The following is an 11,120-nucleotide window of genomic DNA, read 5'->3' as shown; positions in this document are numbered from 1 at the left end:
GTTTTAGGCATGTACAACTCCTTGCAAAATTAGAAAATGCGATTGTTTCGTCAAGGTAAACGCCGAGATTGGCGAAAGAGCGCATTTACTCAGCGAAATATAAAATAGACGGCCCCGGCCAGACAACATCCAGCCCAGAGGTAATCAAGTTTCAGTGGAACCCCCATGTATAACACGGCAAACGGGATAAACACCGCCAGAGTAATTACTTCCTGGGTGATCTTCAGCTGTGCCAAGGTGAATGTGCCATGATACCCGATCCGGTTGGCCGGCACCTGCACCAGATATTCAAAAAATGCGATACCCCACGAGACCAGGACTGCAATAAACCAGTGACGGTTGCTCAGGTTCTTTAAGTGGGCATACCAGGCAAAGGTCATAAATATGTTGGATATAAACAGCAGGGCAACAGTCCTCATACGGCCCTTACTTAGTACTGTTTATAGAGTTAAGTGCATCTTCTAAACATGCAATATGCTGCTGATCAGCTGCCATCATTGCACTAAACATGTTTTTGAAGCTTTGGTCTTCAAATGAGGCAACACAGACAAGATGTAAATCTGCAAGATAATTTTCCAGTTTTATGGCTATTGATAACGCGTCCACAAGTTTTGGTGGATTTGCTTCACACCTTTTAATCAGTTTTTCCAGTTCTCCTACAACAAAAACAACCTTTTGCACATCAATACTTAAAGTAGCGCCCAGACTTTTTTTCATCTTCAACGCCAGAGTAAACTGATCTGCATGATGCTGCTCTTCATCCGCTGTTTTTATCCACAATGCCTTGATATCTGCGTCATCAGCATAGAAATCCGCAAAGAAAAGATACAATTTTCTAGAAAGCAGTTCGATTTCACGGCATTTTTCTAAAATATGGGTATCATCTGATCTTGTTTGTGGCTCTTGCATTAACACTCATCTCCGGTCACTCTGGTTCCAACTCCTGCACCCAACCATTTTCAAGACCTACTGTTTCTAGTGCCTCTACTGCGACGTCATATTCGTTATGGACCAACCCACGATCAATCCCTGCCGTGGTTGTTGCCTGCCAAGCTGGAAAGTATTGGCTCATCAAGGCGATATGAGTCTGTCTACCAAGATGCTCGGCAATCCAAGGCAGGGTCTCTGCAGTACCTGCTTTCCCTTGTGGTAAAACGAGATGGCGAATAATCAATCCCTGGGTTGCGATGCCGTCATCATCCACCTGTAGATGGCCTACCTGGCGTAGCATCTCCTGAACCGCCATCCGGTTGATTGCCGGATACTCTGGGGCACCTGACAACGCCATTGCCTGGGCATCATCAGCATACTTCATGTCCGGCAGATAGATCAAAACCACGCCATCCAATAACGATAAAGCTTCAACCGTCTCGTACCCGCTGGTGTTCCAGACTATCGGCAGGTTGAACCCCTGCGGAATAGCCAGCCAGAGCGCTGCCAGAAACTGTGGTAACCAATGGGTAGGGGTCACCAGATTAAGGTTGTGAGCTCCCCGTTTTTGCAGTCCTACCATACGTTTTGCCAGCTCTGAGGTACTGATGGTCTCGCCATTATTCTGCTGGCTGATCGGAAAGTTCTGGCAGAACAGACAACGCAACGTACAACCAGAAAAGAAGATTGTGCCTGACCCTCTGCTGCCGCTGATCGGTGGTTCTTCCCCACGGTGCAGGTTAGCAGAGGCGATACGCGGCATAAATCCACTCCGGCACCTGCCCTGTTCTCCCCTGATCCGGTTCACACCACACTGGTGGGGACAGAGGTCACAGGCAGCCAGCCTGCGGTAGGCCTCGCGAATCCGCAGCAATAACTCTCCTGATTGATAAAGAGCGTGGTACGACAGCATCCGGTTACTTGTTCTGCTCCATCATCTCCACAAACCGTCCAAACAGATACTGTGAATCATGGGGACCAGGTGACGCCTCAGGGTGGTGCTGCACCGAAAAGATCGGCAGATTGCAGTGGCGGATACCTTCAACGGTCTGGTCATTCAGGTTTTCATGGCCCAGGCAGGCCACATCCCCCAGCGACTCCAGATCAACGGCAAAACCGTGATTCTGCGAGGTAATTTCTACCGTGCGGGTAGCCATATCCATGACCGGCAGGTTTGAACCGTGGTTGCCGAACGGCAGCTTGACCGTCTTACCACCCAATGCTAGACCCAGCAGCTGGTGTCCCAGACAGATACCAAAGATCGGCTTCTTACCCACAAACTTACGGATCTCCTGTTGTACAGCCACCAACGGCTCTGGATCGCCCGGTCCGTTGGACAGGAAAATACCGTCAGGATTCATGGCCAAGGCCTCTTCTGCCGGGAAAGTGGCTGGCACTACGGTGACATCACAACCGGCATCCACCAGACACCGCAGGATGTTGTACTTAATGCCAAAATCATAGGCCACCACCTTGTATTTCAAGGTCTTTGAATCAATCTGGGGATAGCCCTCCCCCAGTTTCCAGGCACCTTCAGTCCAGTGGTACGGCTTGTCACAGGAAACACCGGAAGCCAGATCAAGACCGGCCATACTGGGGATGGCCCTGGCCTTGGCCACCAGCGAGGCGTGGTCAAAATCAACAGTGGAGATGATTCCGTTCTGGGCACCTTTATCCCGCAAATGGCGAGTCAGGGCACGGGTATCCAAACCATGGATACCAACCACCGTTCTCTTTCAGATAGGCATCAAGGCTCATGCTAGAACGGAAGTTGGAGGGGAAATCCAGATACTCCCGGACAATAAAGCCGGACAGAAACAGGCCACGACTCTCAATATCCTCTGGATTAATACCGGTGTTGCCAATCTGGGTGTAGGTCATAGTGACCATCTGTCCCTTATAGGAAGGATCAGTCAGCACCTCCTGATAACCGGTCATGGCGGTGTTAAAGACGACTTCACCAGTTACTTCACCACCAGCCCCAAATGATTTACCTTCAAAGATGCGCCCGTCAGCCAGCGCAAGAATTGCTTTCATACCGTATAAACTCCTTTTTAGATGCAAATACGCTTTTCAATTTCCGCCTGAATCAGCTTTGCAGCATCAAATGCTTCTGCAGACTGTTCGCGGACAACATCGGGATAGTGAGAAGGATATTTGAGTGGAATGTAATACTCATTCAGGATACTGCATGCCATATCCAGTAAATTCAATGTTGCATCAGCTTTCAGGCATTCATGCAGAAGTGCCATAAGGTCATGAATACGCTCTGGCCGAATACCCTGTGCAATTAAAAAAGCCTTCAGATATTTCTCTGCTGAATCGTGGCAAAGTATGCATATTTGAGAATAAAAACCTGAAAATTCACGCAGGCTGGCTTCCGCAAAAAGCAGGTCACTCTGTGCTTTTTGTAACCATTCTTGCGTAATAGCCTTATACGCCGCGTTCATAGACCACCTTGCCATGCTCTAAAATATCGAGAATAAAAAAATCATGCATGGCTATTCTGGCCTGCAGTTCTTCAGGGGTATAGACCAACAGGTCTATGGCTACTGAATGGTCAACCATCCTGCTAACTTCCCGCATCCGCTGCCAGGGATTCTGATCTGTTTTTTTAATGATCAATAGATCTATATCACTGCCTTGAGATGCCGTCCCGGCTGCCAAAGAACCAAATAGAATGATTTTTTCAGGAGTATAGCTACGCGTAAGTTGCGCAACCACCTGATCAATCATTGTTTTTCCTATTTCAGGTTCAAGATAGCCCATAAAAATTACCTTCTCAAAAACAGAAACTATCTACCGGAAAAGACGACTTTGCCTGCCACGATGGTTGCGGCTGCAGCACCAACCATGGTTTCACCCAGCCAAGGTGAATTTTTGGACTTACTGGCCAAACTAGCTTCAGTCACTGTCCACTGTTTTGCAGGGTCAATCACGCTGATATCAGCCACACAGCCAGCCTTCAATGATCCGCGGACAAGATCCAATAATTCAGATGGCTTGCAACTCATTTTTTCAACTAATTGCGGAAGTGTCAGCAGCCCTTCCTCCACCAGTTTAAGAGAGAGTGGCAAAGAGGTTTCCAGACCAACAATACCGTTCATCGCCTCGTTGAACTCAACATCCTTTTCATCCAGATGATGGGGGGCATGGTCAGTTGCTATGCAGTCAATGGTGCCGTCTTTCAGACCAGCCTTGATGGCTGCCACATCATCTGCCTCACGCAGGGGTGGATTCATCTTGGCATTGGTGTTGTAGCCCCGTACCGCATCATCGGTCAGCGTAAAGTAGTGGGGAGCGGTCTCGCAGGTTACCTTGACGCCACGGGCCTTTGCCTCCCTGATAATCCGTACTGAACCTTTGGTGGAGACATGGGCGATGTGGATCGGCGCACCAACATATTCAGCCAGCATGATCTCACGGGCAGTGGCAATATCCTCAGCAACCCGGGGAATCCCCTTCAGACCAAGCTCGGTTGAGGTAAAGCCCTCATTCATCACCCCTTCCCCCACCAGCTCCAACTCTTCTGCGTGGGAGATGACCATAATACCAATACCAGCTGCATACTGCAGGGCGCGCCGCATCAGTTCACTGTTCTTGACCGGCTTGCCGTCATCAGACACGGCCACACAGCCGGACTCTTTCAGCTCACCCATCTCTGCCAAACGGTCACCATGCATCCCCTGGGTAATGGTTCCCACGGGAAACACGTTACAGAAACCGTCTGACTTGGCTTTGTTGATGATATAGGAAGCGATCGCCTTATTATCAATGGCAGGCTTGGTGTTGGGCATGCAGCAGACTGAGGTAAAACCGCCAGCAACCGCAGCTTTGGTGCCAGAGATGATATCTTCTTTATACTCCAGTCCTGGATCACGCAGATGCACATGCATGTCTATCAGGCCAGGAACTACATACTTTCCCGTGGCATCAATAATCTCAGCACCACCGGGAGCCGCCAGACCTTTGCCAATCTCTTTAACCAGACCGTTTTCCACCACAACATCAAGGGTATCATCAATCCCCTGGCTGGGGTCAATCACTCTGCCGCCTTTGATAAGAAGATTCATATGGTCACCTCAAAAGAGTAATTTTGTATAAAAGCCATGATAATAGGCCACGGATAACGTGGATTTGGCGGATTAGCACGGATTTTAAAATCAGGAAATTTTTATTTTTCGCTTTTATCCGCAAAAATCAGCTTAATCAGCGTCATCCGCGTGCCATTGTTTTTACTCAACATTGCCGCCACCACAGACATGATACAGCATGGACATGCGGACAGCGACGCCGTTCTCCACCTGCTTCAGGATGTGGGACTGGTTGCCATCCACCACATAGGAGGACATCTCCACCCCGCGGTTGATCGGGCCAGGGTGCATAACCATGGCATCCGGCTTGGCCCACTTCACATTTTCAGGGTTCAGGCCAAAATAACGGGAATACTCACGGGTATTGGGCATCAGGGTCTTGCCCTGGCGCTCCTGCTGGATCCGCAGCATGATTACGACGTCTGCATCCTGAATCGCCTCTTTCATGGTGTTGCAGACTGTAACATTACCCAGCCGCTCGACACCGGGAGGCATCATGGTGGGAGGACCGGCCAGATAGATGGAGGAACCCATCTTAGTCAGGCCCTGGATATCGGAGCGAGCCACCCGGCTATGGGTAATATCGCCCACCATTGCCACCTTAAGGCCATCCAGCCTGCCAAACTTATCCTTGATGGTCAGCATGTCCAACAACCCCTGCGAAGGGTGCTCGTGGGCACCATCACCGGCATTAATAATGGAACAACCTACCTTTTTGGACAGGAAGTAATGGGAACCAGAGACCGCATGACGCATCACAATGATGTCCGGTTTCATGGCCAGCAGGTTCATGGCTGTATCAGCCAGGGTCTCCCCTTTGGTGGCAGAGCTGTTGGAAGGGGCAATATTGACCGTATCTGCTGAAAGACGCTTACCAGCGATCTCGAACGAGGTACGGGTACGGGTGGATGATTCGTAGAACAGGTTGATGATGGTCTTACCCCGCAGGGTAGGCACCTTCTTGATGTCGCGGCTGTTCACCTCGCGCATGTTTTCAGCAGTGGAGATCAACAGCTCAATCTCTTCCTTGCCCAGGTCACGCAGTGCAATAATATCCTTATGCTTGAATTCCATGGCCCCTCCCCTGTTATTTTTCAAGAACCACTTCAACCGGCTGCTGTTGATCATCAAAAATGACTTCTACATTTTCCTTCAGACTGGTGGGGACATTACGCCCTACAAAGTCAGCCCTGATCGGCAGCTCACGATGGCCGCGATCAATCAGCACTGCCAGTTGTATGCAGCACGGACGGCCATGGTCCATCAGGGCATCCAGTGCAGCCCGGATGGTACGACCGGTAAACAGCACATCATCCACCAGCACCACCCGCTTGCCTTCCAGAGAAAAGGAGATATCGGTCTTGCCAACTGATTTGTGGGGGGCCTGCTGCTTGAAGTCATCCCGGTACAGGGTAATGTCAATTGAACCAACCGGTACCCGCTCTCCTTCAATGATCTCCATGCAAAGGGATATCTCACGAGCCAGATAGGCACCACCGGATTGAATACCAACCAGCACCACATCTGAGAGCCCCTTGTTTTTTTCAAGAAGCTCATGGGAAATCCTGGTTAAGGCTCTTCGGATGCCGCTGTTGTCGAGAATAACGGTCTTGATTGTTTCACCAGCCATAGCTACCCTCCCTTGAGAATAAAAAAGGGTCTCTCCGCCCGTGCGCGGAAAGACCCTCTTGAATATGTGGCTGAAACTGTTGCACCTTTGTTAACCTCACGGGGTTAGATTAAAAGGCAGATATGAAAAGAAGTGAGGCACTTTACCACCCCCACGCCTAGAGGGTCAAGGAGAAGTTTTAACCGACGCCATATGAATCGCCCTGATAAAAGTGGCCTCAGTTGCCAGCTTAATTTCCTCAATCACCGCCTGGGAAACCGCTGAATCAACAGAGAGAATCACCATTGCCTCACCCTTCTTCTCGCTACGCCCCAGATTCATGGAGCCGATGTTGATCTCATGCTTACCCATGATAGTGCCGATCTTGCCGATCATACCTGGGCGGTCGGCATAGTGCAGCAGCAACATGTGCTCTTCCGGGGTGAAATCCATGGCATAATCACGCAGCCGGACAATCCGGGGAGCCCCTTCAAAGAGGGCACCGGCAATGGTGCGGCGCTTGCCATCACCTTCAGCTATCAGGGTAATCAGGTTAGAAAAGGCATCAGCTGAAGTGGTCTTGGTCTCTTCAACCACAATCCCCATCTGCTCAGCAATCAGGGAGGCATTGACCATGTTGACATCCTGCTCAACCACCCGTCCCAACAGTGCTGCCAAACCGCACACGGTCAGAGGTGAACAGTCATAATGGGCAATGGCACCGGCATAACTGAAGGTAATCTTCTCTGGATGCCCATCCAGTAGTTGGATGCCGAAGTCAGCCATCACATTGACCAGATTAAGGAAGGGACGCATCTGATCCATCAAGGCCATATCAAAGCGGGGAATGTTTACTGCGTTTTCCAGCGGTTTTTCATCCAAATAGTTCAGGATCTCTTTCGAGACATCCACCGCAACGTTGATTTGCGCTTCAGCAGTATTTGCACCAAGGTGTGGAGTAACCGTTACCTTTGGGTGGGCAATCAGAGCCTTCAAGATCTCGGTACTGGGTGGTTCTTCACTCCAGACATCCACACCGGCAATGGCGATTTTACCGCTGTTCATGGCATCCAGCAAAGCAGGTTCATCAATAATCCCGCCACGGGCCACGTTCATCACAATCACGCCGTCTTTCATCATGGCCAGTTCGCGGCTATTGATCATCCCCTTGGTTTCATCGGTCAGTGGGGTATGGACGGTAATGATGTCGCAATTTTTGTAGATTTCATCATGGGAAACCAGCTTAACACCAAGATCGTGGGCCCGCTTGACCGCAATATACGGGTCACAGGCCAGTACCTCACACTCAAAGGCCTTCAAACGGGTAGCCACACGACCACCGACCTTGCCCAGACCTATTACACCAGCGGTCTTGCCTTTCAGTTCAACCCCGGTAAAAGGGGCACGTTTCCATTCACCGGCCTTTAACGAGGCATTGGCGACGGTTACATTGCGGCAGGCTGCCATCAGCAGTGCCATGGTATGTTCGGCGGCACTGTTTGTATTGCCAAAGGGGGCATTCACCACAATCACCCCTTTTGAACTGGCATAGTCCACATCCACGTTATCAATACCAACACCGGCCCGGGCAACCATCTTAAGACTCTTGGCCGCATCCAGCAGGTCTTTATCAACCGTGGTACCACTACGGGTAATGATCACCTCATAATCACCAATCAAGGCAAGCAGTTCTTCCTTTTTCAACCCAAGACGAACATCCATCTCGATACGTGGATCCTGCTTCAGCAATGCCAGCCCTTGATCAGCAACCTCATCAGTAACAATAATTTTCATGGTCATAATCCCCGTGTTTGTTGTATTCAAGTTTGTGCATCCTAGACCTGACCAGCAAAAAATGCAAGCGGACTGAAACTGTCTTGAGGTATACATTACCCATGCAAACATTCAATATTGTACTAATAGAACCTGAAATACCACCTAACACCGGCAACATAGCACGCCTTTGTGCAGCCACTGGTGTAACCCTGCATTTAGTCGGCAAACTGGGATTTTCAATTGATGACCGCTACCTGAAACGGGCCGGACTTGATTACTGGGACAAAGTGGATCTGAAGCAGTGGGATAATTTGGAACAGTTACAGCAACAGTACCCGGAAGGTCGTTTCTGGTACCTAAGCACCAAAGTCGCCAGAAACTGTTATGGGGCTGATATCTACCAATCCGGAGATTTCCTGGTTTTTGGCAAGGAAACAGCCGGCCTGCCAGCTGAGCTGCTGGCTGCCAACCCTGACCGTTGCCTGACCATCCCGATGCCGGGACAGGTACGCAGCCTGAACCTGTCCAACGCTGCGGCTGTGGTGCTGTATGAGGCGTTACGACAAACCGGGCAGCTCGGGTAGTCAGTAACGTTGTTCCTGCTTTGGCACATACCATTTAATCAGGTTATGCCCTATTCCGGCCGGAGCAGGCTCTATGCCTCTGATGCGTGATGAAACAACCGGCAGGGCATCCGGTACATAGAGGAAGGTGTAGGGCTGTTCTTCGGCCAAAATATCCTGGATACGAAAATAGGCTTTCTTTCGCTTTTCAATATCAAAGGTGCTACGCCCCTCTTCCAGCAAGCGATCCACCTCCGGATTATTGTAGCCGATAAAGTTCAACTCGCCAGGCTTGGTCTTGCTGGAGTGCCAGATATCGTACATATCTGGGTCCTGTGAGGTCATCCAGGCCAGCAGCACCACCTCAAAATTCCCCTTATCAATAAACTCCTTCAGGAAAGCAGCCCATTCCACAATTCTGATCCGCACATCAACGCCAACCTGCTTCAAACGCTGCTGGATGATCTGGGCGGTCATCAGACGCTGCTGGTTGCCCTGATTGGTCAGAATGGTAAAGCGCAACGGCTTGCCATCTTTCTGTAAAAAACCATCAGCCCCGACCTTCCAGCCAGCCTCCGACAACAGCTTTCTGGCATAGACCGGATCATAAGGGATATCTTTTACGTTGGGATTATGGGCCCATCGCCCAGGGATCATCGGACCATTGGCTTTCTGCCCCATGCCGAACAGCACCCCCTGGATCAGTTCATCCTTGTTGATGGCTGCAGTCATGGCGCGACGGACACGGACATCCTTAAACAAGGGATGCCGCAGATTGTAGCCAAGGTAGAGATAGCCGTTGGAGGGATAGCGATATTTATTAAAGTCAGCCTTGAAGCGAGGGGTATCAGTTTGACGGGCAAACTGCACCGGGGTCAACCCCATCTGGTCAACACCGCCAGCCTTCAACTCCATGTACATAGTTGAGGTATCAGGGATCAGGCGAAAGACATAGCGATAAAGAAAGGGACGTCCCTCAAAGTAGTTCTTGTTAGCCTCCAGCACCACCTTCTGGCCTGACACCCACTCCTGAAACCGAAATGGTCCAGTGCCAACCGGCTTGCGAGCCAGCGGACTCTTAGTAATATCCTGTCCTTCCAACAGGTGGGCAGGAAGGATGGCTACTCCCCATGACGCTAAGGCAGGTGCATAGGGTTTGGCATAGCGTACCACCACGGTAGAGGCATCCGGTGTAGTAACTGCGGCTACCTGCTTAAAATCTTCAGAATAGGCAGTGGGGGTCTTGGGATCAATGATAACCCGGTAGGTATAGAGTACATCACGGGAGGTAAACGGTTTGCCATCGTGCCAACTTACATTACGCCGCAGCTTAAAGGTAATGGTCAGGCCGTCAGGGGAGACCTGATATGATTCAGCCAGATCACCAACAATCTTCAGGTCTTTGTCATATTTGATCAGGCCGTTATAGACAAGCCCGGCCACACTGTGGGAGGCACTGTCAGAGGCCAGGATGGGGATCAAGGTGGATGCCTCACCTATGGTACCCTCCACCAGGGTATCACCATAGGCTGGCGATGCAGTAGCAGAGACGACGTGAGGAGCAGCAGGCTTTTCTGCGGTACAGGCTGCGGATAGCAGGCTGAAAAAAACAACCATAATGCAATACTGCCAACGCAGTGTCCCTCTCATGAAGGTCATTTTTCTTCCAGCTCTCCCCGTATAATCCGTCGGATTTTTTCATCCAGTCCTTTTTTCTTGGGATCAAGCGTCTTGGCCTTTTTGTAGTATTTCAGAGCCTGCTTGTTTTCCTTACGGGCATGGTGGGCATCCCCCAGATGCTCAAGGATAGTGGGATCATCAGGGACCAGTTCAGTGGCCTGTTCCAGATAACGGATCGCATCATTGTAGCGTTTCATCTGATAGTAGACCCACCCCAGACTATCAATAAAGAAACCATCATCCGGCCTAACCTCCAGAGCCTTTTTGATATGCACCAGGGCTTCTTCAAGATTGATCCCCATTTCAGCATAGGTATACCCAAGAAAATTATGAGCCTGGGCATCCTTGGGGTTAAGCTCAACCACTTTCTTCATCCGTGCAATGGATTCAGGTCGCTTGCCCAGCTTGTCAAACAGTATCCCCATTCTGAATTGAAACTTGGAATCAGTTAAAAAGCGCGCTTCAACT

Annotated in this window: 12 protein-coding genes and 1 pseudogene; 1 reads left to right on the top strand and 12 read right to left on the bottom strand. The window is 50.3% G+C overall.

Annotated features, from left to right (window positions below):
* Window positions 1-89: 89 nt before the first annotated feature.
* The 10 genes and pseudogenes from OEL57_RS09520 to serA form a co-directional block, all read right to left on the bottom strand.
* The gene (locus tag OEL57_RS09520; RefSeq protein WP_300739998.1) at window positions 90-419 is read right to left on the bottom strand and encodes a DMT family protein; all 330 of its coding nucleotides are present in this window, start codon (window positions 417-419) and stop codon (window positions 90-92) included.
* A 7-nt stretch (window positions 420-426) separates the two neighbouring features.
* On the bottom strand, window positions 427-909 hold the full coding sequence (locus OEL57_RS09515; protein WP_300739996.1) for a hypothetical protein: 483 nt from the start codon (window positions 907-909) through the stop codon (window positions 427-429).
* Window positions 910-925: 16 nt separating this feature from the next.
* Window positions 926-1,840, bottom strand: a complete 915-nt coding sequence (locus OEL57_RS09510; RefSeq protein WP_300740000.1) for a radical SAM protein — start codon at window positions 1,838-1,840, stop codon at window positions 926-928.
* Window positions 1,841-1,847: 7 nt separating this feature from the next.
* Window positions 1,848-2,967: pseudogene (gene carA, locus OEL57_RS09505) on the bottom strand (glutamine-hydrolyzing carbamoyl-phosphate synthase small subunit).
* 17 nt (window positions 2,968-2,984) lie between these two features.
* On the bottom strand, window positions 2,985-3,380 hold the full coding sequence (locus OEL57_RS09500; protein WP_300739994.1) for a HEPN domain-containing protein: 396 nt from the start codon (window positions 3,378-3,380) through the stop codon (window positions 2,985-2,987).
* Window positions 3,364-3,699, bottom strand: coding sequence for a nucleotidyltransferase domain-containing protein (locus tag OEL57_RS09495; RefSeq protein WP_300739993.1), 336 nt, complete (start codon window positions 3,697-3,699; stop codon window positions 3,364-3,366). The genes OEL57_RS09500 and OEL57_RS09495 overlap by 17 nt, the downstream gene beginning before the upstream one ends.
* A 26-nt stretch (window positions 3,700-3,725) precedes the next feature.
* Window positions 3,726-5,003: a dihydroorotase gene (locus tag OEL57_RS09490; protein ID WP_300739991.1), complete on the bottom strand. Its 1,278-nt coding sequence runs from the start codon at window positions 5,001-5,003 to the stop codon at window positions 3,726-3,728.
* A gap of 162 nt (window positions 5,004-5,165) precedes the next feature.
* Window positions 5,166-6,098: an aspartate carbamoyltransferase catalytic subunit gene (locus tag OEL57_RS09485; RefSeq protein WP_300739989.1), complete on the bottom strand. Its 933-nt coding sequence runs from the start codon at window positions 6,096-6,098 to the stop codon at window positions 5,166-5,168.
* A gap of 13 nt (window positions 6,099-6,111) precedes the next feature.
* Window positions 6,112-6,654, bottom strand: a complete 543-nt coding sequence (gene pyrR / locus OEL57_RS09480) for a bifunctional pyr operon transcriptional regulator/uracil phosphoribosyltransferase PyrR (RefSeq protein ID WP_300739987.1) — start codon at window positions 6,652-6,654, stop codon at window positions 6,112-6,114.
* Between the two features lie 165 nt (window positions 6,655-6,819).
* Complete coding sequence (gene serA / locus OEL57_RS09475; RefSeq protein WP_300739985.1) at window positions 6,820-8,427, bottom strand: phosphoglycerate dehydrogenase; 1,608 nt, start codon at window positions 8,425-8,427, stop codon at window positions 6,820-6,822.
* 101 nt (window positions 8,428-8,528) lie between these two features.
* Between serA and OEL57_RS09470 the strand changes: the two genes are divergently transcribed.
* Window positions 8,529-8,993 carry a tRNA (cytidine(34)-2'-O)-methyltransferase gene (locus OEL57_RS09470; RefSeq protein WP_300739983.1) on the top strand — a complete coding sequence of 155 codons (465 nt, stop codon included), beginning with the start codon at window positions 8,529-8,531 and terminating at the stop codon, window positions 8,991-8,993.
* Here OEL57_RS09470 and OEL57_RS09465 read toward each other — a convergent pair whose 3' ends face one another.
* Window positions 8,994-10,631, bottom strand: a complete 1,638-nt coding sequence (locus OEL57_RS09465; RefSeq protein WP_300739981.1) for a peptide-binding protein — start codon at window positions 10,629-10,631, stop codon at window positions 8,994-8,996.
* A partial coding sequence (locus OEL57_RS09460; protein WP_300739979.1) for a tetratricopeptide repeat protein occupies window positions 10,628-11,120 on the bottom strand: 493 nt, incomplete at its 5' end. The genes OEL57_RS09465 and OEL57_RS09460, both read right to left, overlap by 4 nt.

Origin of the sequence: Trichlorobacter sp., assembly GCF_030247655.1 — a bacterium.
Taxonomy (GTDB): domain Bacteria; phylum Desulfobacterota; class Desulfuromonadia; order Geobacterales; family Pseudopelobacteraceae; genus Trichlorobacter.
The sequence above is the reverse complement of the archived record's forward strand: the minus strand, read 5'-3'. Positions and strand labels throughout refer to the sequence as shown.

Bases quoted from the DNA above. Each gene is read 5' to 3' on its own strand.
- OEL57_RS09500 (WP_300739994.1), bottom strand. From the start codon at position 3,380: ATGAACGCGGCGTATAAGGCTATTACGCAAGAATGGTTACAAAAAGCA.
- OEL57_RS09520 (WP_300739998.1), bottom strand. From the start codon at position 419: ATGAGGACTGTTGCCCTGCTGTTTATATCCAACATATTTATGACCTTT.
- OEL57_RS09490 (WP_300739991.1), bottom strand. From the start codon at position 5,003: ATGAATCTTCTTATCAAAGGCGGCAGAGTGATTGACCCCAGCCAGGGG.
- OEL57_RS09465 (WP_300739981.1), bottom strand. From the start codon at position 10,631: ATGACCTTCATGAGAGGGACACTGCGTTGGCAGTATTGCATTATGGTT.
- pyrR (WP_300739987.1), bottom strand. From the start codon at position 6,654: ATGGCTGGTGAAACAATCAAGACCGTTATTCTCGACAACAGCGGCATC.
- serA (WP_300739985.1), bottom strand. From the start codon at position 8,427: ATGAAAATTATTGTTACTGATGAGGTTGCTGATCAAGGGCTGGCATTG.
- OEL57_RS09485 (WP_300739989.1), bottom strand. From the start codon at position 6,098: ATGGAATTCAAGCATAAGGATATTATTGCACTGCGTGACCTGGGCAAG.
- OEL57_RS09470 (WP_300739983.1), top strand. From the start codon at position 8,529: ATGCAAACATTCAATATTGTACTAATAGAACCTGAAATACCACCTAAC.
- OEL57_RS09515 (WP_300739996.1), bottom strand. From the start codon at position 909: ATGCAAGAGCCACAAACAAGATCAGATGATACCCATATTTTAGAAAAA.
- OEL57_RS09495 (WP_300739993.1), bottom strand. From the start codon at position 3,699: ATGGGCTATCTTGAACCTGAAATAGGAAAAACAATGATTGATCAGGTG.